The sequence below is a fragment of the Streptomyces sp. CB01635 genome (genome assembly GCF_002803065.1).
Taxonomy (GTDB): Bacteria; Actinomycetota; Actinomycetes; order Streptomycetales; family Streptomycetaceae; genus Streptomyces.
Genome location: NZ_NNBL01000006.1, coordinates 169,448 through 192,989, shown reverse-complemented (window position 1 = coordinate 192,989; position 23,542 = coordinate 169,448). Strand labels below are relative to the sequence as shown.

The window sequence follows — 23,542 nt, the reverse complement described above, 5'->3', positions numbered from 1 at the left end:
TGACCGCGCCCGGAAGCCCCCCCGCGCGTGGTCCGGCGAGTGTTGCGCCCGAGTGCGGCAGGCTCGCAACCGCCGTGCGGACCAGGTCCGTTACCGCCACGCGGCCAGGCCCGCTCTACCCCTGCGTCGCGTCGCCCCCCGCGCCCCCGTCTCCGTACTTGGCCACATACATACGAGCCGTCTCGACGGCCTCGGGGTCGAGCACGTCCGCTGCGACGAGCAGCCGCGGCAGCAGCTCCCGCTCGGTCGTGACGGCGCGGAACTGGAAGGCGACGGTCACCTCGTGGTCGGGCCGGTGCACGATCTCGATCGTGTCGCCCGCCCGGATCGCGCCCGGCTCGATCACTCGCAGATACGCGCCCGGGGCGGCCCGCGCGGTGAAACGCTTGACCCACCCCTTCTCGCCGAGGTGGCCCTGGAACGTGCGGCAGGGGATCCGGCCGGAGGCGACCTCGAGGACCAGGTCGGAGCCGACGCGCCAGCGCTCGCCGATCTTCGCGCCCGTCACGTCGACACCCTCGGTCGTGAGGTTCTCGCCGAACGAGCCGTTGCGCAGGTCGCGGCCGAGCGTGCCCTGCCACTCGTCGAGGTCCTCGCGAGCGAAGGCGTAGACCGCCTGGTGGTCGCCGCCGTGATGGCGCATGTCGCACACGGCGTCCCCTTCGAGACCGCTGGCGCCGACCCCCTTGGGCCCGGGCGCCGCCACCCGGACGGGGCCCGGCACCGCCTGCTTGTCGATTCCGGTCACACCCTCGGCCTGGTCGGTGTGCTCGCTGGCCTCGGGGCGACCCACATTCAGAGACAGAAGCTTCATGACGGCACGCTAAGCGACGTGGCGCCAAAGCGTCGACGCAATATTTCCCGTTGCATCCAAGGCTCCCTTATGCTTGAGGAATGATCGAGGCCCGTCATCTCCGTGTCCTGCGCGCCGTGGCCGCCACCGGCTCCTTCTCGGCGGCCGCCCGCGAGCTGGGCTGCACCCAGCCCGCGGTCAGCCAGCAGATGAAGGCCCTCGAATCCTCGGCGGGCACCCCGCTCCTCATCCGCACCGGCCGCGAAATGCGCCTCACCCAGGCGGGTGAAGCTCTGGTGCGGCACGCGGCGGGAATCCTGGCCGGGCTGACCGCGGCGGAGGAAGAGGTCGCTGCCATCGCGGGTCTGCGCGCCGGCCGAGTCCGCCTCGTCTCCTTCCCGAGCGGCAGCTCCACGCTCGTCCCCACCGCGCTGGCCGCCCTGCGCGCCGCGCACCCCGGCACCCGCGTCTCCCTCGTGGAGGCGGAGCCGCCGCGCTCGGTCGAGATGCTGCGCGAGGGCGACTGCGACGTGGCTCTGGCCTTCAGGTATGAGGGGCGGCGCGAAGCGTCTCAGGACAAGGCCGGTGGTGGGAGACGGGTGGGAGAAGGGGCGCAGGCCGCGGAGGACTGGGACGACCTCGTCGTACGTCCGCTGCTGGCCGACCGTCTCGTCGGCCTTGTCCCTGAGGGGCACCGTCTCGCCAAGTCCGACGCGGTCTCCATCGGCGAGCTGGCCGACGAGCCCTGGATCGCGGGCTGCCCGCGCTGTCGCCGGCAGCTGGTGGAGGTCTGTGAGGGTGCGGGATTCACGCCGCGCATCGACTTCGCGACCGACGACTATCCGGCGGTGATCGGCCTGGTCGGCGCGGGCCTCGGTGTGGCGGTCCTGCCGGAACTCGCCATCGAGTCCGTACGCCCCAAGGGTGCACGCACAGTGACGGTGGAGCCGGCTGTGCAGCGCGAGATCGTCGCCCTCACACTGCCCGACCTGGCCCAGGTGCCGGCCGTGGCAGCCACGCTCGACCACCTGGCGCGGGCCGCGGCCCGCTGATCGGGCCCTGACGAACCCGTGATCGGGCCCTGACAAGCCCGCGGGCACGCCACTGCGTGCCCACCGTGAAGAAACGTTTCCGTCAGTTGTTCACCACGGGCGGGGCGCCGCCCGCCGACGCCGGTGCGGCGGCGACGAGCCGGTTGCGGGCGCGGCCCATGAGCTCCTCGCGCTCGTCCTCGGTCAGCCCGCCCCACACGCCGTACGGCTCGCGTACCTGGAGCGCATGAGCAGCGCACTCCGCGCGCACCGGACACCTCATGCAGACCTCTTTGGCCGAGTTCTCGCGCGCGCTGCGCGCCGCTCCCCGCTCTCCCTCCGGATGGAAGAAGAGCGAGCTGTCCACCCCGCGGCAGGCCGCGAGGAGCTGCCAGTCCCATAGATCTGCGTTCGGTCCGGGAAGGCGGGAGAAATCTGCCATTGCTGTGTCCCCTTGTAGCCGTTCTGACGCGGATACGGTGCCCAAGAACCGTACATCTACTGTCTAAGGAGATGAAAATATGACTCATTACGAATCTAGCCTCAGACACCACTGAAAGTGAAGAAAAACGGCTAAATGGGGCATGCCTTGTGGCGAAACCTGGGGGATCGCTTGCGCCGACTGCTCTGTATCCGGTCCCTCACGTAGAGTGCCGAAGCAGACCGCCGAACCCGTAACTCTTTCGGGTGACCGTCGTTGAGAGTGCGGAGGCGGTTGAAAGAACAAGCGCTCGGGCAAGTGTCCGAGAGCGTCGACCGCACAGGTGACGATTCGTACCAGCCTGGAGGCCCAAGGTGACGCGCATCAGCTGCGGAGGACGGTCATGACATCCGTCCTCGTCTGCGACGACTCCCCGCTTGCCCGAGAAGCGCTCCGCCGCGCGGTCGCGACCGTCCCCGGCGTGGAGCGCGTGACGACCGCGGCCAACGGCGAGGAAGTACTCCGCCGCTGGGGCGCCGACCGCTCGGACCTGATTCTGATGGACGTACGCATGCCCGGTCTGGGTGGCGTCGAGACGGTCCGGCGGCTGCTGTCCGCCGATCCCGGTGCGCGCATCATCATGCTCACCGTGGCCGAGGACCTGGACGGTGTCGCGCTCGCCGTCGCGGCCGGTGCCCGCGGCTATCTGCACAAGGACGCCTCGCGCGCCGAACTGCGCGCCACGGTCACGCAGGCGCTCGCCGACCCGACGTGGCGGCTCGCGCCGCGCAGACTGCGGTCGGCCGAGATGGGTGCGGCGCCGACGCTCACGGCGCGTGAGATCCAGGTGCTCGAGGGCATGAGCCACGGCCGGTCCAACGCGGAGATCGGGCGCGAGCTCTTCCTCTCCGAGGACACGGTCAAGACGCACGCACGCCGCCTCTTCAAGAAGCTCGGCGCCTCGGACCGCGCGCACGCCGTGGCGCTCGGATTCCGCTGGGGCCTTGTCCGCTAAGGCCCACGATGCGCCGCCGCGGGGGCACAGCGATCCCCGTCCGCCCCAGGGCGGACGGGGCTGCGGACGGCCGCCGGTCCTCGTTTCGCCGGACATGCCGCATCCTTGAGTTGTGGAGTTCCTCAGGGACGAGTCGGTCGAGCGGAAGGGGAGGGCGCACGAGATGAGTTCCGGCGCACCTGCTCATAACGCTTCAGTGCACAACTACGGACGCGGTGCCACGGACCGGACGCCGCCAAGGCACCATGGACCGATGCGCGACGACGAGGCAGCCGGCCCAGGAGCCATCGGTGCACTGGTCCACAGCGCAGTCGAGGGCGACGAGCAGGCCACGCACGACCTTCTCGCGCACGTCCACCCCCTCGCGATCCGCTACTGCCGCAGCCGTCTGACCCGACTGCCGGGTGACGCACGGCACTTCGTGGAGGATCTCGCGCAGGAAGTCTGCGTCGCGGTGCTCCTCGCGCTGCCGCGCTACAAGGACACCGGGCGCCCCTTCGAGGCGTTCGTCTTCGCCATCGCCGCGCACAAGGTCGCCGATCTGCAGCGCGCCGCCATGCGGCATCCCGGTTCCACCGCCGTGCCCTCCGACGAGATGCCGGAGCGGCCCGACGACTCGCTCGGACCGGAGGAGCGGGCCCTGCTCAGCAGCGATGCGGAGTGGGCGAAGAAGCTCCTCGCCAACCTTCCGGAGAACCAGCGCGAGCTGCTGCTGCTCCGTATCGCCGTCGGCCTCACCGCCGAGGAGACGGGACAGATGCTCGGCATGTCGCCGGGTGCCGTCCGCGTCGCCCAGCACCGCGCACTCAGCCGACTGCGGGCGCTCGCCGAGCAGTGAGCCGAAGCGGCGAGCCGAAACAGCGAGCCGAAACAGCGAGTGCGAGCAGAGCAGTGCTTCAAGCAGCGCCCCAAGCAGTGACCCGATGAGTGAGACGCGCCACGCGCGCGTGGGACTCCCCCTGTGCAGGGCGCGGGCCGCACACGTGTGAACGTACAAATCTGCTTGGTGATCTTGATCGTGGAATGAGACACCTCCGGATCCCGTTAGCATGGACATCCGCACCGATCAAGGCCATTTGGGGAAGGTGTCATGACTGCAAACGTCGACGGAGTGCCCGAGAAATTCGCGACACTCGGGCTGACCTACGACGACGTGCTGCTGCTGCCGGGCGCGTCCGAGGTCCTCCCGAACGCGGTCGACACCTCGTCCCGCATCTCCCGCAACGTGCGCGTGAACATTCCGCTGCTGTCGGCGGCGATGGACAAGGTCACCGAGTCCCGCATGGCCATCGCCATGGCGCGGCAGGGTGGCGTCGGCGTGCTGCACCGCAACCTGTCGATCGAGGACCAGGTCAACCAGGTCGACCTCGTGAAGCGTTCCGAGTCCGGCATGGTGACCGACCCGATCACCGTGCACCCGGACGCGACGCTGGCCGAGGCCGACGCGCTCTGTGCGAAGTTCCGCATCAGCGGCGTCCCGGTGACCGACCCGGCGGGCAAGCTGCTCGGCATCGTCACCAACCGCGACATGGCGTTCGAGTCCGACCGCAGCCGGCAGGTGCGCGAGGTCATGACGCCGATGCCGCTCGTGACCGGCAAGGTCGGCATCTCCGGCGTCGACGCCATGGAGCTGCTGCGCCGCCACAAGATCGAGAAGCTTCCGCTGGTCGACGACGCGGGCGTCCTCAAGGGCCTCATCACGGTCAAGGACTTCGTGAAGGCCGAGCAGTACCCGAACGCCGCGAAGGACGCCGAGGGCCGCCTCCTCGTCGGTGCCGCGGTGGGCGCCAGCCCTGAGGCCCTGGAGCGCGCTCAGGCGCTGGCCGAGGCGGGCGCGGACTTCCTCATCGTCGACACGTCGCACGGACACAACAGCAACGCGCTGAACTGGATGGCGAAGATCAAGTCCAGCGTCGGCGTCGACGTCATCGGCGGCAACGTCGCGACGCGTGACGGCGCGCAGGCCCTGATCGACGCCGGTGTCGACGGCGTGAAGGTCGGTGTGGGCCCCGGCTCCATCTGCACCACGCGCGTGGTCGCCGGTATCGGTGTCCCGCAGGTCACCGCGATCTACGAGGCGGCTCTCGCCGCGCGTGCCGCCGGTGTCCCGGTCATCGGTGACGGCGGTCTGCAGTACTCCGGTGACATCGGCAAGGCGCTCGCCGCCGGTGCCGACACGGTGATGCTGGGCAGCCTTCTCGCGGGCTGTGAGGAGTCCCCGGGCGAGCTGATGTTCATCAACGGCAAGCAGTTCAAGTCGTACCGCGGCATGGGTTCCCTCGGGGCGATGCAGTCCCGTGGGCAGGGCCGGTCGTATTCCAAGGACCGCTACTTCCAGGCCGAGGTCGCCTCCGACGACAAGCTCGTGCCCGAGGGCATCGAGGGTCAGGTGCCCTACCGCGGCCCGCTGGCCAACGTGCTGCACCAGCTCGTCGGCGGCCTGCGCCAGACGATGGGCTATGTGGGTGCCGCCTCCATCGACGAGATGGAGACCAAGGGCCGGTTCGTGCGGATCACGTCCGCGGGCCTCAAGGAGAGCCACCCGCACGACATTCAGATGACGGTCGAAGCGCCGAACTACAGCCGCAGCAAGTAGTCGCCGACAGTCGAAGACAGGGCCAGGGGCGGCCCCGGGGTTCCCGGGGCCGCCCCTGGCGCGTATGTCGGGGATACTGGAAGGCGCTGAAACGCAGAGGGAAAGGCCACACACGTGACTGAGATCGAGATCGGGCGCGGCAAGCGCGGCCGCCGGGCGTACGCCTTCGACGACATCGCCGTCGTACCGAGCCGCCGTACGCGCGACCCGAAGGAGGTCTCGATCGCCTGGCAGATCGACGCCTACCGCTTTGAGCTGCCGTTCCTGGCCGCTCCCATGGACTCGGTCGTGTCGCCGGCCACCGCCATCCGGATCGGGGAGCTCGGTGGCCTCGGCGTGCTGAACCTCGAGGGCCTGTGGACCCGCTACGAGGACCCGCAGCCGCTCCTCGACGAGATCGGCGAGCTGGACACGGAGAGCGCCACACGCCGCCTCCAGGAGATCTACGAGGCTCCCATCAAGGAGGAGCTGATCGGGCAGCGCATCAAGGAGGTGCGCGACTCCGGTGTCGTCACCGCCGCCGCGCTGTCGCCGCAGCGCACCGCCCAGTTCTCCAAGGCGGTCGTGGACGCGGGTGTCGACATCTTCGTGATCCGGGGGACCACCGTGTCCGCCGAGCACGTCTCCGGCGCCGCCGAGCCGCTGAACCTGAAGCAGTTCATCTACGAGCTCGACGTGCCGGTCATCGTGGGCGGCTGCGCCACGTACACGGCCGCGCTGCACCTGATGCGCACCGGCGCGGCCGGTGTGCTCGTCGGCTTCGGTGGCGGCGCCGCGCACACCACGCGCAACGTGCTGGGCATCCAGGTGCCGATGGCGACCGCCGTGGCCGATGTGGCCGCCGCCCGCCGCGACTACATGGACGAGTCCGGCGGCCGGTACGTGCACGTGATCGCCGACGGTGGCGTGGGCTGGTCCGGCGACCTGCCGAAGGCCATCGCCTGCGGCGCCGACGCCGTGATGATGGGCTCCCCGCTGGCGCGCGCCACGGACGCGCCCGGCAAGGGCCACCACTGGGGCATGGAGGCCGTCCACGAGGACGTGCCGCGCGGCAAGAAGGTCGACCTCGGGACCGTCGGTACGACGGAGGAGGTCCTCACCGGGCCTTCGCACACCCCGGACGGTTCGATGAACTTCTTCGGTGCCCTCAAGCGCGCCATGGCGACGACCGGCTACAGCGAGCTCAAGGAGTTCCAGCGGGTCGAGGTCACGGTGGCGGACTCGCAGCACCGCCGCTGACGCAGTTCTACGGAGATGGGGCCCGCACCGGTTCGGTGCGGGCCCCATCTCCGTAGAGGGCCGGTACAGCTCTTCGTGGAGGGCCTCTACAGGCGGTGGGCCGCGCCTGTCGGGGTGGCGCCCCTGGTGTCCAGGAGGAGCTGGGCCTTCACGGACAGGCCCTGGAGGTCGTACGTGCGGTGCTGCTGAAGCAGGATCGTCAGGTCGGCGTCGGCGGCCGCCTCGTAGAGGGAGTCGGCGCGGGGGACGGGGTGGCCGAGGACGTTCCACGACGGGATGTGCGGGTCGTGGTAGCTGACCGCCGCGCCCAGCTGCATCAGCCGGGTGGCGATCTCGTGAGCGGGGGTGCCCTCCAGGTCGGCGACGTCGGGCTTGTACGTGACGCCGAGGAGCAGGACGCGGGCGCCGCGGGCCGACTTGCCGTGTTCGTTGAGGAGGGTGGCGGCGCGCTGGATCACGTACTGCGGCATGTGGTGGTTGACCTGCTGGGCCAGTTCCACCATGCGCAGGGGGCGGACCGGGAGTGGCGGGCGTGAGAGGTCCTGGGGGACTCCGTGGCCGCCGACGCCGGGGCCGGGGCGGAACGCCTGGAAGCCGAAGGGCTTGGTCTCGGCGCAGCGGATGACGTCCCACAGGTCGACGCCCAGGTCGTGGCAGAGGACGGCCATCTCGTTGACCAGGGCGATGTTGACGTGGCGGTAGTTGGTCTCCAGGAGCTGGACGGTCTCGGCCTCGCGTGGGCCACGCGCGCGTACGACCTTGTCGGACAGGCGGCCGTAGAAGGCGGCGGCGGACTCGGTGCAGGCGGGGGTGAGGCCGCCGATGACCTTGGGGGTCGTGGCGTACGCGTGCGTGCGGCTGCCGGGGTCGAGGCGGCCGGGGGAGTAGGCGAGGTGGAAGTCGCGGCCGGCGCGCAGCCCCGAGCCGTCCTCCAGGAGGGGGCGCAGGACGCCTTCGGTGGTGCCGGGGGCGACCGGGGTCTCGATGATCACCGTGGTGTGGGGGCGCAGGCGGGCGGCGAGGGCGCGCGTGGCGTCGGTGAGCTGTGCGAGGTCGAGGGAGCGGTCCGCGCCGAGTGGCGCGGGGGCGCAGATGACGGCGGTGCGGACGCGGCCGAGTTCGACGGGGTCGCCGGTCGGCCGGAAGCCTCCCGAGAGCATCCGGCGGATGTCGGCGGCGGTCAGGGTTCCCTCGGCGCCGTCGCCGGGGAGGCGGCCGGCCGCGAGGTCGGTGGCGCGTGCGGGGTCGTAGCCGATGGTCGCGATGCCGGTGGCGACGGCGGCCTGGGCGAGGGGCAGGCCGAGGTGACCGAGTCCGATGACGGCGAGATCTGCGGGCATGGAAGTGGGCCGTCCTTCCCAATAGCCGGAGCGGGAGGGGAGCGCAAGTCCTGTGGACAAGATGGACGAGCGCAATGTCAGACTAGGAGTAAATATGACCGTTATGCGGTATTGCGGGGCCGGGAATCCGGGAGTGTTGTCCACAGGCTGCGGGTGAGTGGTGGCTGAAGTCGGGCACGGCGGTCAGAATCGGTGAATGGGGAATGAGAGCCGGGGCGCACCGAACAGGTGACACCGGTGGGCCCGACTGGACCGACGCCGACTGACCGACAGCGGGAGGTAGCAGTGAGGACAGCGACACTGGGACCGGCGGAGCGTGCCGAGGCGCTCGCGGGAATGGCCGAGCGGGAGCTGGACATCCTGGTCGTGGGCGCGGGGGTGGTCGGCGCGGGAACCGCGCTCGACGCCGCGACCCGCGGTCTGTCCACCGGCCTGGTCGAGGCGCGGGACTGGGCCTCCGGCACATCGAGCCGGTCGAGCAAGCTGATCCACGGCGGGCTCCGGTATCTCGAGATGCTCGACTTCGCGCTCGTGCGCGAGGCGCTGAAGGAGCGCGGGCTGCTCCTTGAGCGGCTCGCCCCGCACCTCGTGAAGCCGGTCCCGTTCCTGTATCCCCTCCAGCACAAGGGCTGGGAGCGGCTGTACGCGGGCTCGGGCGTCGCCATGTACGACGCGATGTCGATGGCGCGCGGGCACGGGCGCGGACTGCCCATGCACCGCCATCTGAGCCGACGTCACGCACTGCGGGTCGCGCCCGCGCTCAAGAAGGACGCGCTCGTGGGTGCGTTGCAGTACTACGACGCGCAGATGGACGACGCGCGGTACGTGGCGACGCTGGTGCGGACCGCCGCGATGTACGGGGCGAAGGTCGCCAACAGGGCGCGTGTGACGGGGTTTCTGCGCGAGGGCGAGCGCGTCGTCGGCGCCCGCGTCGAGGACGTGGAGGGCGGTGGGGAGTACGAGATCCGCGCCCGCCAGATCGTGAACGCGACGGGCGTGTGGACGGACGACACGCAGGCGATGGTGGGCGAGCGGGGCCAGTTCCACGTGCGCGCGTCCAAGGGCATTCACCTCGTCGTGCCCAAGGACCGGATCAACTCGACGACCGGGCTCATCCTGCGTACTGAGAAGAGCGTCCTGTTCGTGATCCCGTGGGGGCGCCACTGGATCGTGGGCACCACGGACACGGAATGGGACCTCGACAAGGCGCACCCCGCGGCCTCCAGCGCCGACATCGACTATCTGCTCGAGCATGTGAACTCGGTGCTCGCGGTGCCCCTCACGCGCGACGACGTCCAGGGGGTCTACGCGGGCCTGCGGCCCCTGCTCGCCGGTGAGTCCGACGCCACGAGCAAGCTCTCGCGCGAGCACACGGTGGCGCACCCCGTGCCGGGGCTCGTCGTCGTGGCGGGCGGCAAGTACACGACGTACCGGGTCATGGCCAAGGACGCCGTGGACGAGGCGGTGCACGGGCTCGACCAGCGCGTCGCCGACTGCGTCACCGAGGACGTTCCGCTGGTCGGCGCCGAGGGCTACCACGCGCTGTGGAACGCGCGGGCGAGGATCGCCGCGCGGACCGGGCTCCATGTGGTGCGGGTGGAGCATCTGCTCAACCGGTACGGGTCGTTGGCGGAGGAGTTGCTCGACCTGGTGGCTGCCGACCCAGGGCTCGGCGCGCCCCTCACCGGCGCCGACGACTATCTGCGGGCCGAGGTCGTGTACGCCGCCTCGCACGAGGGGGCGCGGCACCTCGACGATGTGCTGACGCGGCGCACGCGGATCTCGATCGAGACGTTCGACCGCGGGACGCGGTGTGCGCGTGAAGTGGCGGAGCTGATGGCTCCGGTGCTCGGCTGGGACAAGGACCAGATCGAGCGGGAGGTGGAGCATTACGAGAAGCGGGTGCAGGCTGAGCGGGAGTCTCAGCGTCAACCTGATGACCTCTCGGCCGATGCGGCGCGATTGGGGGCGCCGGATATTGTGCCGCTGTGATCGGGTGGGCCGGGGTTGCGCTGGGGGCTGTGCCCCCAGGCCCCCCTCGCCCTTCGGGCTCGTCCTCAAGCGCCGGACGGGCTGGAGGGTTCGGGCTCGTCCTCAAGCGCCGGACGGGTAGGGGGGGGCGGGCTCGTCCTCAGGCGCCGGGCGGGCTGGGGGGTCCGGGGTTGTTCTCAGACGACGGACGGGCTGAAACGGCGGGCTCGTCTTTAGGCGTGGGTTCACAGAACTCTGCCGTCAATAGGCGGCGTTCCAGTTGGGGGGTGTTCGTCACCGTGGCCGTGTTGGTGCGGAACGTGATGACTCTCGACGCCGTTTTCGTTGCCGCTGTGCGGACGTAGCTGCCTTCGATTCGGCCGTTGTGGCCCCAGACCGTCAGTCCGCAGGGGAGTTTCGTCGGGTAGAGGCCCATGCCGTAGCGGCCTTGTGCGGTGCGGGTGTTGAGCATCGTGCCGAGTTGGCGTGGCGGGAGGAGGCTGCCCTTCAGGAGGGCCGTGTAGAAGCGGTTCAGGTCCGTGAGGGTGGAGATCAGTTCGCCTGCGGCGCCGGCCACGCGTGGGTTCAGGGTGGTTACGTCGCGGCCCTTCGCGTCGTAAGCGCGGCCGTGCGGGGTGGGCAGATCGGTGTGGGTGCCGGGGAACGACGTGCCGGTGAGGTGGAGCGGTTCGATGATGCGGCGGCGGGCCTCGGCCGCGTACGAGTGGCCCGTGACCTGGCCGATGACCATGCCGAGCAGGACGTAGTTCGTGTTCGAGTACGACCAGTGGCCGCGGGGCTTCGGCGGGTCCGCCTCGGCCAGGCGTACGGCGGTTCCGGGGGATACCGGGATCTTGCCGTGCGTGCGCGCCGTGAAGTCGGGCAGGCCACTGGTGTGGGTGAGAAGCGAGTGGAGGGAGACGGCGTGGTCACGTAGGAGACCCGGGAGGTGATCGTCAACCGTGTCCGAGAGGCGCAGGCGGTGTTCGGCGACGAGTTGCAGCACGACCGTTGCGATGAACGACTTCGTGATGCTCCCGGCCCGGAAGTGGTCGGTGCGGCGGATCGTGGGGCCGGTGCGTACGAAGCGCGTCGTCCTGCCCTCGCGGGCGAGCAGCGCCGCGGCGGGGGCCTTGCCCTCCGTGACCAGCAACGGAAGAGTGGCGTCCGTGGCCGGGGCCGCGAGCGTCGTGGAACTGCCCGGAAACATACAGAACAGGGCTGCTGCCAGGGGTATCGCCAGCAGTGTCCGAAGTACGGGCATGACGGTTCCTCCCTGTGTGCGGTCCATCTTGCGGGACGGCCGACCCTGGGCGTGGAGTGGTCCCCGGGTAAGGGACAATGAAGGCTCTGTCAGGGCGGGTTGCAGAGGGGACGCATGTCGGAGGCGGAGCAGGCGGGCACAGCTCGTCAGGACAAGAGTGCACGTCTCCTCGCCGGGCGCTACCGGCTGGGAGAAGTCCTCGGCCGCGGCGGCATGGGAACCGTGTGGCGGGCGAAGGACGAGACGCTCGGCCGGACGGTCGCCGTCAAGGAGCTGCGGTTCCCGTCGAGCATCGACGACGAGGAGAAGCGGCGCCTGATCACGCGTACGTTGCGTGAGGCGAAGGCGATCGCGCGGATCCGGAACAACAGCGCGGTGACGGTCTACGACGTGGTCGACGAGGACGACCGGCCGTGGATCGTGATGGAACTCGTCGAGGGCAAGTCCCTCGCGGAGCAGATCCGTGAGGACGGTCTGCTGGAGCCGCGGCGCGCCGCCGAGGTCGGGCTCGCGATCCTCGACGTGCTGCGCGCCGCGCACCGCGAGGGCATCCTGCACCGCGACGTGAAGCCGTCGAACGTGCTGATCGCCGAGGACGGGCGCGTCGTCCTCACGGACTTCGGCATCGCCCAGGTCGAGGGCGACCCCTCGATCACGTCCACCGGCATGCTCGTCGGCGCGCCCTCGTACATCTCGCCGGAGCGGGCACGCGGGCACAAGCCCGGTCCCGCAGCCGACCTTTGGTCGCTCGGCGGACTGCTGTACGCGTCGGTGGAGGGCGTTCCTCCGTACGACAAGGGGTCCGCCATCGCGACCCTGACTGCCGTCATGACCGAGCCGGTCGACCCGCCCAAGAACGCCGGGCCGCTGGAGAAGGTCATCTACGGGCTGCTCGCCAAGGACCCGGAGCAGCGGCTCGACGACGCCGGGGCGCGGGCGCTCCTCAACGACGTCCTGCATGCTCCCGAGCCCAAGGACGAGGCGCCCGAGCCGGTCGACGCGACCAAGGTCGTGCCGCTGCCGCCCATTCCCGAGCAGACGCCCAGGGCGCCGAAGGCGTCGAAGACGCCCAAGGTGCGCTTCGGTAAGGGGAGTTCGGGGGCTGCGGCTGCTGCGGGCGCCAGTGCTGCCGCCACTTCTGGTTCCGCGGAGGCCGGATCCGGATCCGCTTCCGGTGTCGCCGTGGGCGATGGCGCGGGCAAGAGGGGCGAAGAGGCCGCCGAGAAGCTGCGCGGTGCGCTGCGGACGGTGCGGAAGGCCGCTGCTGCGGCCACCGCCGCGACGGCGGCCGCAGCGGCAGGCAAGGGGGGCGGAGAAGCGTCCGGCGCTACGGCGGAGGCCTCCGCGCATCCCGCGGTCGGGCAGGGCGGTTCGGGTATCCCGGCGCAGCCCGCCGGGCCGCCGCGTACGCCCGCGACCAGGGCCTCGCTCACGGACGTGGTTCCGCGGCGCACCCTCGTGATCGTGGCGGTGCTCGTCGCGCTCGCCGTGATCGGCACCGTCATCGGCATCGCGTTCAGCGGTGGCGACGACGGCAGTGCCGCCAAGGGCGGCGACAAGGCCGCGTCCGCGGGAGCGACCGGAGGCAGTGGCGGTAGCGGTAGCAAGGACAAGGACAAGGGCAGCGGCTCCGGCAACGGCGCGGCGCAGGACGGCGGCAAGGGCTCCGACAAGGGCAAGGGCTCCGGCTCGGACACCGGCAAAGGCGGCGACAAGGACGGCGACGCCGGCCAGGGGGCGTCGCCCGACAGCACCAGCGGCGGCAGCGGAGTCCCCGGCGGCAGCGGCGCCGCCTCGACGTACAAGCACGACCAGGGCTTCTCCATCGGGCTCCCGAAGGGCTGGAAGTACACCTCGACGAGCGCGGCGGGGGCCCGCTTCACGGGTCCCGACGGGCAGAAGCTGCTCGTCGGCTGGACGACGACGCCCAAGTCGAACCCGGTCCAGGACTGGCGCAACCAGGAGCAGTACATGCGCCGCGCCCAGTACCACCGGATACGCATAGCGGCCGTCGACTTCCGCGACTGGAACACGGCGGACTGGGAGTTCACTTACGTCGACGGGGGCACCAAGTACCGCTCCGTAGACCGCGGTTTCGTGGTCAACAGCGGTCTCGGCTACGGCCTGATGTACACGGCCAAGGCCGCTGACTGGGACGGTGCGCAGCGCAAGGCCGCCTGGGAGACGTTCACCAAGACGTTCGAGCCGAAGTCCTGAGCCTGACAGCGGTCCGGCACGTATCGTGAGTGCTTGCGGACCGTGCGCAGTCGCATCGGTACGTGTCACTGCGCACAACAGGGCGCAAAGCGAACGGAATTGACCACCGGGCGGACAGGGGGACGCGTCGTGGAGGACTACGCGGGGCGAGTGCTCGCCGACCGCTACCGCCTGCCGCTGTCGCCCGCCGACGCGTACGAGTTCGCATCGACGCGGGCGTTCGACACCTACAGCGGCCAGGAGGTCCTGGTCAGACAGGTGCCGTTACCCGAGGTGGTCGAGGCCGAGGTGCTCGACGCCGAGGGGCTCCCGGACGGGTTCGTGCCGCGTGAGTCGCGCGGCCGGCGCGAGCGGGGGGACGCGGCGCGGACCACGCGCAGGCCGACGGATCCCGCGGTGCGCCGTGCCGTCGAGGCCGCGCAGGCCGCCGCCCAGATACCCGACCATCCGCGGCTCGACCAGGTCTTCGACGTGTTCGCCGAGGGCGGCTCGCTGTGGATCGTCAGTGAGGTCGTCTCCGCGCGGCCGCTCGCCGCGCTGCTCGCCGAGGAGCCGCTGTCCCCGTACCGGGCGGCCGAGGTCGCGTCCGACGTCCTCACAGCCCTGCGCGCGCTGCACGCCCACGGCTGGGTCCACCGGAACATCACCGCCCGCACGGTTCTCGTGTGCGACGACGGCCGGATCGTGCTGACCGGACTCGCGGCCGGCGCGGCGGAGGAGGCGTTGTGCGGCTATGACCCGACGCCGGCGCCGCCCGCGGCACCTTCGGAGCCGCAGGACCCGCAGTCTTCGGCTCCCGCGTCCCCCTACACCCCTCCCGCTCCCTTTGCCCCCGCGCCGTCCCGGCCCGCCGCCCTTGAAGCCGGGAGTGACCCGCGGGCCGCGCGCGCGGGGGCGATAGCCGCGTACCGGGCCGGTGCGCGGGCCGCCGCGCGCGGGGGTGTGGACACGGACGGGACACCGGGGCCGCCGCAGCGCGGGCCGGGCGGGGAGTCCGGCGCCGGGACGCACCGTGACGACGCGCAGTCCGGCCGGATCGACGACCCCTACGGCGTACGCGGTTCCGCCGAGCGCCCCTGGCACGGGGCGATCCCGCGCCCCGGCATGGAGCAGGCCGAGCCCGCCGCTCTTGAGGCGCCCGACTCCGCCCCGGAGAGCACGCGTTGGGATCAGCTCATCCCCGCGCAGCAGACGGCGTCGACGGCCGGTCGCGGGCCGGCCACCGCCCTCGCCGCCGACCGTGCGCGGCAGGCGCGGATGACCGTCGTCGGGCCCGTCACGGAGCGCTGGGCGCCCGAGCAGGCGGGGCCCGTCCACGAGAACTGGCAGCTGGCCGCCCCGATCGGCCCGGCCACCGACCTGTGGGCCCTCGGCGCCCTCCTCTTCCGGGCGGTCCAGGGGCATGCCCCGTACCCGGAGGAGAACACCGGTGAGCTGGTGCAGATGGTGTGCGCCGAGCCGCCCGCGTTCGCCGAGGAGTGCGGGCCGCTGCGGCCGGTCGTCGAGTCGCTGCTGCGTCAGGACCCCACGGAGCGGCTCGACTTCGAGGAGCTGCGGGGGTGGCTCAGGTCGCTGGTGCGGTCCGCGCCGGAGCCTGAGGCGGGCGCGAACGTCGTGGTCGCACCCCCGTTCGACGCCACGCGGCTGCCGATCGTACGGCGCCGGGGCGAGCTCGTGCGCAGGCGCCGCTGGCGCTCCTCCGCCCAAGCCGGAGCCGGGCCCGGGCATGCGCGGCACAAGCGGGCCAAGGCGCAGCCGCAGCAGGCTGAGCGGCGCACGAGGCCGGAGCGTCGCCCCCCGTCGGAGCGAGAGCGTCGCCCCCAGTCGGAGCGCGGCCCCAGGAAGCCCCGTTCGCTCGGCCGCACCCTGCTCGTTCTCGTACTGCTCGGCCTGGCCGCCGCGGTCGCGTATGCCGTGCTCTTCATGCCGAAGGCCGAGCCGAGCGGCGGCACGCCCGGCGATGGCGGCAAGGATCACGCGGGCGCCACCGGCGGGGGCAGGCCCGCGCCCGAGGGCGGCAGGTCCACGCCGGCGCCGTCGGCGGGCGAATCCGCGGGCAAGAGCGGCGGCAACAGCTCGTCGACCCCCTCCGCCACCGATCCGCAGACCGACTCGTCCGAGCCCGAGGTCGCGCAGGGCTTCACGCTGCGCAAGGACCCCGAAGGGTTCCGCGTCGCCGTCGCCAAGGGCTGGAACCGGCAGGGCAGGAACGGACAGGGCCAGGTCCTCTACACGCACGGCGACTTCGAACTCGTCGTCGTCCCGGGCCGCGACAGCACGTCCGCGTACGGCAGCGACCCGATGACGTACCAGCGGGAGAAGGAGCGCGAGTTGCAGCCGTTCCGCGACTCGACGTGGGCGACGTCCTCCGGGATGCGCCGGATAGACGTGGGCGGTCGGGCCATGGCCGAGGGCCAGTTCACGTGGCAGAACTCGGCGGGCCGAGAGACGTACGTACGCAACCTCGCGATGATCGTGGGCGGCCGCTATCACGTGGTGCAACTGCGGGGCCCCGAAGCCGAACGCGACGAGGTGACGCGCCTGTACGAGCAGGCGTCGGCGACGTATCAGAACACTGGTTGAGAACCCTGCCCGGTGCACGGGCCGAGACAACGCCCGGTGACGTACGGGCGCACGGAATACACCCAGTTGATGACCTGTCGGCCCCCGTCCCGGCAGGCGACAAGCGTCACAGTGCGGTCTCCGTGCACCCCCGGCGGTTCCCTGGGCCTGGGCCGCTCCCTAATGTGGCTCTGTCAAGGCCATGAGCGGCCCTGGCACGACCAATGCGCCTGCGGGGGAACGTGAATCAGATGCAGGGCCTGCTCCTCGCGGGCCGCTATCGACTCGGTGACTCGATCGGGCGAGGCGGCATGGGCCGGGTGTGGCGGGCACACGACGAAGTGCTGCACCGGGCCGTAGCTGTCAAGGAACTGACGGCGGCCCAGTACGTGCAGGAGGCCGATCGCGCCGTGCTGCTCGCGCGGACGCAGACGGAGGCGCGGGCCGCCGCGCGCATCAACCACCCGGCGGTCGTCACCGTCCACGACGTGCTGGAGCACGACGACCGGCCGTGGATCGTGATGGAGCTCGTCGAGGGCCCCTCGCTCGCGGACGCCGTCAAGGAACATGGCCGGATCCAGCCGCGCGAGGCCGCCCGCATCGGCCTGTGGACACTGCGGGCGCTGCGCGCCGCGCACGCGGCCGGGGTGCTGCACCGCGACGTCAAGCCGGGCAACGTCCTGCTCGCCCGCGACGGACGGGTGCTGCTCACCGACTTCGGGATCGCGCAGGTCGAGGGCGACTCGACGATCACGCGGACCGGCGAGATCGTCGGCTCGGTCGACTATCTGGCGCCCGAGCGGGTCAGCGGCGCCGCGCCCGGACCCGCGTCCGACCTCTGGGCGCTCGGCGCCACGCTGTTCACGGCCGTAGAGGGCAAGTCCCCGTTCCGGCGCACGTCGCCGATCAGCACGATGCAGGCCGTCGTCGAGGAGGAGCCGGGCGAACTCACGTACGCGGACGCCCTTGCGCCCGTCATCCAGGCGCTGCTGCGCAAGGATCCGGCCGCGCGCCCGTCCGCCGACGAGGCCGAGACGATGCTCGCCGAGGCCGCCGAGGGGCGCCGTTCCGACGCGGCGCAGGCCTACGTACCCACACAGGTGCATGTCCCGGCGCAGCCGACGCCCACGGAGCAGTCGACTGCGATAGGCGTGCGACAGCCGGCGACGCCCGCGGCCCGCGCCTCCGGTAGCCGCAAGTGGCCGCGTGTCGTCGCCGTGGCCCTGGCGGCGGCTCTCGTCGGCGGCGGTGGCGTGTTCGCCGCGAACCACTATCTGAACGACCGGACCTCGTCGGACTCGAACTCCGGCAAGGACGGGGCCCCGAACACATCGGCGGGTTCGGGCAACGGCAAGCACAAGTCCGGGAGCATTCCGGACGATTGGGTCCGCGTCGACGACGTCGAGGGCTACAGCCTCATGCTGCCGAAGGACTGGAAGCGGCAGGCGGACGGCTCCCAGGTCGACTACACGCCGGACGGCGGCGCGCACTTCGTGCGGATAGCGGTCGACAAATCCCCCGACTGGCCCGACTCGTACCACCACCAGCTGGACCTGGAGCGGCAGGTCACGAAGCCGCCCGGGCTGCCCGACTACCAGCAGGTCAATCTGCAGCCCAACACCTACCGCGACCGGCCGGGATCCCTGTGGGAGTTCACCTGGACCGCGGGTGACAAGGACACGACGTCGGGCCCGCGGCACGCGATCGAGCAGACGTACGTCGAGAACGACGGCACCGAGTACGCCATCTATCTGTCCGTGCCGGAGGCCGACTGGGACGAGGGGCGGCAGCAGTTCGACGCGATCCTGCGGGGCTGGGAGCCGTAGGCGCCCGTGGCCCGCGGGCTCCGGCCCTGCGGTTTCGTTGATCCCTTGACGGCCCGGAGCACGCCCCTCCGGCGCCCGTTCCGTGCGGCATGATGGAACGCATGGGGACCGAGGGGGAGGGCAACGTCCGTGTGATCGCCGGGCGTTACCGGCTGGAGGCGCGCATCGGCCGGGGCGGAATGGGCGTCGTGTGGCGCGCCTCCGACCAGCTGCTCGGGCGGCGCGTCGCAGTCAAGGAACTCGTGCTCGACGAGACGCTCTCCGCCGACGAGGCCCGCCGCCAGAAGGACCGCACCCTGCGCGAGGCCCGCGCGGTCGCCCAGCTGAGCCACCCGAACGTCATCGTCGTCCACGACGTCGTGGAGCACGGCGAACGTCCTTACATCGTCATGGAGTTGATCGAGGGCGGCTCGCTCGCCGACCGGCTCTCGCGGACCGGGCCCGTCGACGCGCGGGAGGCGGCCCGGATCGGGATCGCGCTCATCGGCGCGCTGCGGGTCGCGCACGCGGCGGGGGTGCTGCACCGCGATCTGAAGCCGGCGAACGTGCTCGTCGAGGCGGGCAGCGAGCGCGTCGTGCTCACGGACTTCGGGATCGCGCAGGTCAGCGGCGCGACGACGCTCACCGAGACGGGTTCCTTCGTCGGCTCGCCCGAGTACACGGCGCCCGAGCGCATGTCGGGGGAGCGGACCGGCCCGGAGTCGGACCTGTGGTCGCTGGGCGCGATGCTGTGCGCGGCCTTGACGGGCGAGTCGCCGTTCCGGCGCGACTCGCTGGGCGGGATCATGCACGCCGTGGTCGTCGGCGAGATCCGCCCGCCCGCCGAGGCCGAGCCGCTGCTGCCCGTCGTACGGGGCCTCCTTGAGCGCGATCCGGAGCGCAGGCTCGGCCTGGACGAGGCCGACCGGCTCCTTCGCGCGTACGTCGCCACGGGTACGACGCCGCGGTCCATGGGCGGCTACACGCCCACCGCCAGGAACAGTCTCACGGCGCCCGCTCCCGCGCCCCCGCAGAAGCGTTCCGCTCGCGTGGTCCTCGCGGCCGCCGCGCTCGTCGCCGCGATGGCCGGGGCAGGCGTCTCCGCGGCCGCGCTGCTCGTGAACGGGGGCGACGGCGGCGGCACCCACCGCCCCACGGCGTCCGCGCCGGGCCCCACGGGCGACACGGCGTCCCCCTCGGACTCGGCGTCGGAGCCCCGTCCGACGGTCACCGTCACGGAGCAGCAGACCGGCACGCGGCCCGCGTCCCCCGCCGGCTACCGCACGGCCGTCGACCCGGAGGGCTTCTCCCTGGCCGTGCCGGACGACTTCAGCAGGAAGCCCGACGGATCCAGGATCTTCTACATGTCGCCGGGCGACACGTTCAGGATCGGCATCAAGGAGGCGGCCCCCGACCCGGGCGGGCCCGGCGCCGTGCAGCGCCGCTCCGACGCGAAGGGGCCCGCCAACAACCCGGGCTACCGGGACGGTTCGGTCACCGACACGACTCACGGCGGCCGGCCCGCCGCGCTCTGGCGGTTCACGTGGAACGGCTTCAGCACGGCGGAGGGCGCGAGGCACACGTACGACCTGTGCTGGGAGCAGGGCGGCCGGATGTATGACGTGTGGGTGTCGGCGCCGGTCGGCCGGATCGCGGAGGCCAAGCGGTACTTCGACACGGCGGTCGCCACATTCGTGCCCTCCGGGGGCGGCTGAGGCATCGGGGCGGTCACAAGTGAGTGACCCGAGTGGATCCGGAGGCGTCCCGCACGGTAGGCATGGAGGCATGAGTAACAACGGGGGACCCGCCTACGGCCCGAACGATCCGACGAGCTTCGGACTCCAGCCGCCGCAGCAGCCGCACACGCCCCAGCAGGGGAACCCGTACGCCCAGCCCCCCACCGCGTATCCGCAGCCGCAGCCCCCGCACCAGCCCCCGCACCAGCCATCGCCCACCCAGGTCGTCCCGCCGCGGCAGAGCGCGGAGGCCGAGCCGGGCGCGGGGCGCCTCATCGGCGGGCGCTACCGGCTCCTGAGTAAGCTCGGGCACGGCGGCATGGGCACCGTGTGGCGGGCCAAGGACGAGACGGTGGACCGCGAGGTGGCGGTCAAGGAGCCGCGCGTCCCCGACCATCTGCCGGAGCGCGAGCGGACCACCGTCTTCGAGCGGATGCGGCGCGAGGCGCGCGCGGCGGCCCGGCTCGACCACCCGGCCGTGGTCAACGTCCACGATGTCGCCGTCGAGGACGGACAGCCGTGGATCGTCATGGAGTTCGTGCAGGGGCGCACGCTCGGTGACGCGCTCCAGGAGGGCACGCTCAGCGCCCGCGAGGCGGCGCGGGTCGGCCTCGAAGTGCTGGGCGCCCTTGAGGCCGCGCACGCCGCGGGCGTCCTGCACCGCGACGTGAAGCCCGACAACGTGATGCTCGGCCGCCACGACCGGGTGGTCCTCACCGACTTCGGCATCGCCCAGATCGAGGGCGAGACCAATCTGACGGACACCGGCGGCTTCGTCGGCTCGCCCGAGTTCATCGCCCCGGAGCGGGTGCTCGGCCAGCGCCCGGGCCCCGCGTCCGACCTGTGGTCCCTCGGCGTCGTCCTGTACGCGGCGACGGAGGGCGTCTCGCCGTTCCGCCGCAACAACACGCCGGCGACGCTCCAGTCCGTGATCAACGCGACCCCGGCGGCGCCCGCCGCGGCCCAGGGCCCGCTCGCCGAGGCCATCAACGGCCTGCTCGCCAAGGATCCGGCCCGGCGCCCGAACGCGGCGCGCGTGCGCGATCTCCTGGAGCGCGCGGCCAACCCGCCGGTGCAGCCGCCCACCCAGGTCGTCCAGCTCGCGGGCCCCGGCGGCAAGGGCGTCAGCCTCAGCCGCAAGGCGTTGCTCGGCGTCGGCGCTGCGGTCGTCGCGGCGGCGGTGGTGGCGTACCTGGTGATCGCGAACCCGTTCGCGGGCCCGCTGCCGGACGGGTGGCAGGACCATCGGGAGAAGACGGTCGCGGCGACGTTCGCGGCGCCGCCGGAGTACGTCAGATTCGAGGCGGACAACAGCATCATCAAGACCGATCACTGGGTCTCCTACCGGGATCCGAGCTACGCGGTCTCCATCACCCTCTCGCTCAAGAAGAAGTCCGAGGACAGCGTGAACGGGATCGCGAGCTCCGCGTCCGCGCAGGCCTACAAGGACTCCGACGAGATCAACAAGGGTGACAACTCGAAGATGGCGGACAAGCCCGCTCCGCGCAGTCGGACCGCCAAGACCACGTACAACGACCGAGAGTCCGCCGAGAACACCATCACCTACACGGATGACAGCGATTCCGACGAGCTCAAGCCGCGCGAGGCGAAGGTCTTCTACTACAAGACCAAGTCGGGCGACATGTACCAGCTCTGGATCGACTACCCGGGCAAGGGCGACTTCACCGAGCGCGGGCGTGAGGTGGCGAAGGCGGCGATCGCCAACCTCGACATCGACAAAGTCTGATCGGCGAGTATCGGCGGACATCGGCGAACATCGACGAACTCCCGGCGAAGGCCCTGACAACGCCCTGATCAGCGCCTTTGTTGCCAGCGATCGCTGGCGGCGTGTGAGTGCTTGGTGAAACCTCGTTACCCGTGGGTACCCAAAACGTTGACGGGCCCTTACGCTCGCGCCATGACGGACTCGCAGGCCATCTCCAAGGACCGTACGGACAAGACCGGCACGAACCCGGTCGCCCCCGCCCCGCAGGGCGCGCGCACCGCGGCCGACGTGGTGACGCCCGAGCTGGTCGCCCAGCTCACCAAGGGTGTGGCCGGCTCGGGCCGCACCGCCAACCACACGCCGTTCACCGGCGAGAAGCTGGCGGACCTGCCCGAGTCCACGCCCGAGGACGTCACGGGGGCCTTCGAGCGCGCCCGCGCCGCGCAGGCCGTCTGGGCGAAGGTGCCCGCACGGCAGCGCGCCGCCGTGCTGCTGCGCTTCCACGACCTGGTGCTCGCCCGCCAGGCCGAGGTCCTCGACCTGATCCAGCTGGAGACCGGCAAGGCGCGCCTGCACGCGCACGAAGAGGTCCAGGCGGTGGCCGTCGCGGCCCGCCACTACGGCCGCAAGGCCCCCGCCTACCTGAAGCCGAAGCGGCACACGGGCGCCGTCCCGACCCTCACCAAGGTCACCGAGTTGCGCCAGCCGCGCGGTGTCGTGGGCCAGATCGCCCCCTGGAACTACCCGCTCGAGCTGTCCGTCGGTGACGCGCTCCCGGCGTTCGTGTCCGGCAACGCGGTCGTCATGAAGCCCGACACGGAGACCTGCCTGACGGCGCTGTGGGCGCGTGACCTGCTCATCGAGGCGGGGCTGCCCGCCGAGGTCTTCCAGGTCGTCCTCGGCGAAGGCCCGGTCGTGGGACCCGAGTTGGTCAAGCACGCCGACTACGTCTCGTTCACCGGCTCCACGCGCACGGGCCGCGAGGTCGCCCAGGGTGCCGCCGCGCGCCTCGTCGGCGTCTCGCTCGAACTCGGCGGCAAGAACGCGATGCTGGTCCTGGCGGACGCCGACATCGACAAGGCGGCGGCCGGCGCGGTCCGCGCCTGCTTCTCCTCCGCGGGACAGCTCTGCATCTCCATCGAGCGGCTCTACGTCCACGAGTCGATCGCCGACGCGTTCGTCGAGCGGTTCGCCACGCGCACCAAGGCGATGCGCCTGGGCAAGTCCCTCGCGTACGGCGCGGACATGGGATCCCTGGTCGGCGAGCGGCAGTTGGAGACGGTGACGCGGCACGTCGACGAGGCCGTGGCCAAGGGGGCGAAGCTCGTGGCCGGTGGCGTCGCGCGCCCCGACATCGGCCCCTACTTCTTCGAGCCGACCATCCTCGACGGCGTCGAGGCCCCGATGGCTGTGTGCAACGAGGAGACCTTCGGCCCGGTCGTCTCCATCTACCGCTTCACGGACGAGGACGAGGCCATCGCGCTGGCCAACGGGACGCCGTACGGCCTGAATTCCTCGGTCTGGACGAAGGACGCCAGGCGCGGACACGACGTCGCCTCCCGGCTGCGCACCGGCACCGTCAACATCAACGAGGGCTACGCGCCCGCGTACGGCAGTGTCCAGTCGCCGATGGGCGGCATGAAGGACTCGGGCCTCGGCCGCCGCCACGGCTCCGAGGGCATCCTCAAGTACACCGAGGCGCAGACCGTCGCGCACCAGCGGATCATGCCGATGGCGCCGTCGTTCGGGATGACCGACGAGAAGTACGCGGCGTTCATGAGCCGCAGCCTGAAGGCGATGAAGACCTTCCGTCTTCGTTAGAGCAC

16 protein-coding genes are annotated in these 23,542 nt (G+C 71.4%); 12 read left to right on the top strand and 4 right to left on the bottom strand.

Going from position 1 to position 23,542, the window contains the following annotated elements; genetic code table 11:
• Positions 1 to 115: 115 nt before the first annotated feature.
• Positions 116 to 814, bottom strand: coding sequence for an MOSC domain-containing protein (locus CG723_RS20055; RefSeq protein WP_100594842.1), 699 nt, complete (start codon positions 812 to 814; stop codon positions 116 to 118).
• A gap of 80 nt (positions 815 to 894) precedes the next feature.
• Here CG723_RS20055 and CG723_RS20050 point away from each other — a divergent pair, with 80 nt between their 5' ends.
• Positions 895 to 1,845, top strand: a complete 951-nt coding sequence (locus CG723_RS20050; protein WP_100594841.1) for a LysR family transcriptional regulator — start codon at positions 895 to 897, stop codon at positions 1,843 to 1,845.
• An 82-nt stretch (positions 1,846 to 1,927) separates the two neighbouring features.
• On the opposite strand, the gene CG723_RS20045 is transcribed toward CG723_RS20050, so the two are convergent.
• Positions 1,928 to 2,266, bottom strand: coding sequence for a WhiB family transcriptional regulator (locus CG723_RS20045; RefSeq protein WP_100594840.1), 339 nt, complete (start codon positions 2,264 to 2,266; stop codon positions 1,928 to 1,930).
• Positions 2,267 to 2,648: 382 nt separating this feature from the next.
• Here CG723_RS20045 and CG723_RS20040 point away from each other — a divergent pair, with 382 nt between their 5' ends.
• The 4 genes from CG723_RS20040 to CG723_RS20025 all read left to right on the top strand — a co-directional run bounded on the left by CG723_RS20040 (position 2,649) and on the right by CG723_RS20025 (position 7,095).
• On the top strand, positions 2,649 to 3,260 hold the full coding sequence (locus CG723_RS20040; protein WP_003948568.1) for a response regulator transcription factor: 612 nt from the start codon (positions 2,649 to 2,651) through the stop codon (positions 3,258 to 3,260).
• Positions 3,261 to 3,513: 253 nt separating this feature from the next.
• Positions 3,514 to 4,098, top strand: a complete 585-nt coding sequence (locus tag CG723_RS20035; protein ID WP_324903690.1) for a sigma-70 family RNA polymerase sigma factor — start codon at positions 3,514 to 3,516, stop codon at positions 4,096 to 4,098.
• Between the two features lie 252 nt (positions 4,099 to 4,350).
• A complete protein-coding gene (gene guaB / locus CG723_RS20030) occupies positions 4,351 to 5,856 on the top strand; it encodes an IMP dehydrogenase (protein WP_100594839.1) in 1,506 nt (501 codons plus the stop codon).
• 114 nt (positions 5,857 to 5,970) lie between these two features.
• Complete coding sequence (locus CG723_RS20025) at positions 5,971 to 7,095, top strand: GuaB3 family IMP dehydrogenase-related protein (RefSeq protein ID WP_100594838.1); 1,125 nt, start codon at positions 5,971 to 5,973, stop codon at positions 7,093 to 7,095.
• A gap of 86 nt (positions 7,096 to 7,181) precedes the next feature.
• Here the strand turns inward: CG723_RS20025 and CG723_RS20020 are convergent, their stop codons facing one another.
• Positions 7,182 to 8,435, bottom strand: a complete 1,254-nt coding sequence (locus tag CG723_RS20020; protein ID WP_100594837.1) for a nucleotide sugar dehydrogenase — start codon at positions 8,433 to 8,435, stop codon at positions 7,182 to 7,184.
• Positions 8,436 to 8,720: 285 nt separating this feature from the next.
• Here CG723_RS20020 and CG723_RS20015 point away from each other — a divergent pair, with 285 nt between their 5' ends.
• Positions 8,721 to 10,427, top strand: coding sequence for a glycerol-3-phosphate dehydrogenase/oxidase (locus tag CG723_RS20015; RefSeq protein ID WP_100594836.1), 1,707 nt, complete (start codon positions 8,721 to 8,723; stop codon positions 10,425 to 10,427).
• Between the two features lie 139 nt (positions 10,428 to 10,566).
• Here CG723_RS20015 and CG723_RS20010 read toward each other — a convergent pair whose 3' ends face one another.
• Positions 10,567 to 11,670 (bottom strand): serine hydrolase domain-containing protein, encoded by a 1,104-nt coding sequence (locus tag CG723_RS20010; RefSeq protein WP_100594835.1) that lies wholly within the window; start codon positions 11,668 to 11,670, stop codon positions 10,567 to 10,569.
• Between the two features lie 114 nt (positions 11,671 to 11,784).
• Here CG723_RS20010 and CG723_RS20005 point away from each other — a divergent pair, with 114 nt between their 5' ends.
• The 6 genes from CG723_RS20005 to CG723_RS19980 all read left to right on the top strand — a co-directional run bounded on the left by CG723_RS20005 (position 11,785) and on the right by CG723_RS19980 (position 23,537).
• The gene (locus CG723_RS20005) at positions 11,785 to 13,887 is read left to right on the top strand and encodes a serine/threonine-protein kinase (protein WP_100594834.1); all 2,103 of its coding nucleotides are present in this window, start codon (positions 11,785 to 11,787) and stop codon (positions 13,885 to 13,887) included.
• Between the two features lie 129 nt (positions 13,888 to 14,016).
• Positions 14,017 to 16,470 (top strand): protein kinase, encoded by a 2,454-nt coding sequence (locus CG723_RS20000; protein WP_100594833.1) that lies wholly within the window; start codon positions 14,017 to 14,019, stop codon positions 16,468 to 16,470.
• A gap of 230 nt (positions 16,471 to 16,700) precedes the next feature.
• Positions 16,701 to 18,275: a serine/threonine-protein kinase gene (locus CG723_RS19995; RefSeq protein WP_100594964.1), complete on the top strand. Its 1,575-nt coding sequence runs from the start codon at positions 16,701 to 16,703 to the stop codon at positions 18,273 to 18,275.
• A gap of 101 nt (positions 18,276 to 18,376) precedes the next feature.
• Positions 18,377 to 19,969, top strand: coding sequence for a serine/threonine-protein kinase (locus tag CG723_RS19990; protein ID WP_100594963.1), 1,593 nt, complete (start codon positions 18,377 to 18,379; stop codon positions 19,967 to 19,969).
• 70 nt (positions 19,970 to 20,039) lie between these two features.
• Entirely contained in the window at positions 20,040 to 21,737 is a 1,698-nt protein-coding gene (locus CG723_RS19985) for a serine/threonine-protein kinase (RefSeq protein ID WP_100594832.1), read from the top strand.
• 171 nt (positions 21,738 to 21,908) lie between these two features.
• Positions 21,909 to 23,537 carry a succinic semialdehyde dehydrogenase gene (locus CG723_RS19980; RefSeq protein ID WP_100594831.1) on the top strand — a complete coding sequence of 543 codons (1,629 nt, stop codon included), beginning with the start codon at positions 21,909 to 21,911 and terminating at the stop codon, positions 23,535 to 23,537.
• Positions 23,538 to 23,542: the final 5 nt, after the last annotated feature.

Bases quoted from the DNA above. Each gene is read 5' to 3' on its own strand.
- CG723_RS19985 (WP_100594832.1), top strand. From the start codon at position 20,040: ATGAGTAACAACGGGGGACCCGCCTACGGCCCGAACGATCCGACGAGC.
- CG723_RS20035 (WP_324903690.1), top strand. From the start codon at position 3,514: ATGCGCGACGACGAGGCAGCCGGCCCAGGAGCCATCGGTGCACTGGTC.
- CG723_RS20055 (WP_100594842.1), bottom strand. From the start codon at position 814: ATGAAGCTTCTGTCTCTGAATGTGGGTCGCCCCGAGGCCAGCGAGCAC.
- CG723_RS19980 (WP_100594831.1), top strand. From the start codon at position 21,909: ATGACGGACTCGCAGGCCATCTCCAAGGACCGTACGGACAAGACCGGC.
- guaB (WP_100594839.1), top strand. From the start codon at position 4,351: ATGACTGCAAACGTCGACGGAGTGCCCGAGAAATTCGCGACACTCGGG.
- CG723_RS20045 (WP_100594840.1), bottom strand. From the start codon at position 2,266: ATGGCAGATTTCTCCCGCCTTCCCGGACCGAACGCAGATCTATGGGAC.
- CG723_RS20050 (WP_100594841.1), top strand. From the start codon at position 895: ATGATCGAGGCCCGTCATCTCCGTGTCCTGCGCGCCGTGGCCGCCACC.
- CG723_RS19995 (WP_100594964.1), top strand. From the start codon at position 16,701: ATGCAGGGCCTGCTCCTCGCGGGCCGCTATCGACTCGGTGACTCGATC.
- CG723_RS19990 (WP_100594963.1), top strand. From the start codon at position 18,377: ATGGGGACCGAGGGGGAGGGCAACGTCCGTGTGATCGCCGGGCGTTAC.
- CG723_RS20040 (WP_003948568.1), top strand. From the start codon at position 2,649: ATGACATCCGTCCTCGTCTGCGACGACTCCCCGCTTGCCCGAGAAGCG.
- CG723_RS20020 (WP_100594837.1), bottom strand. From the start codon at position 8,435: ATGCCCGCAGATCTCGCCGTCATCGGACTCGGTCACCTCGGCCTGCCC.
- CG723_RS20005 (WP_100594834.1), top strand. From the start codon at position 11,785: ATGTCGGAGGCGGAGCAGGCGGGCACAGCTCGTCAGGACAAGAGTGCA.
- CG723_RS20010 (WP_100594835.1), bottom strand. From the start codon at position 11,670: ATGCCCGTACTTCGGACACTGCTGGCGATACCCCTGGCAGCAGCCCTG.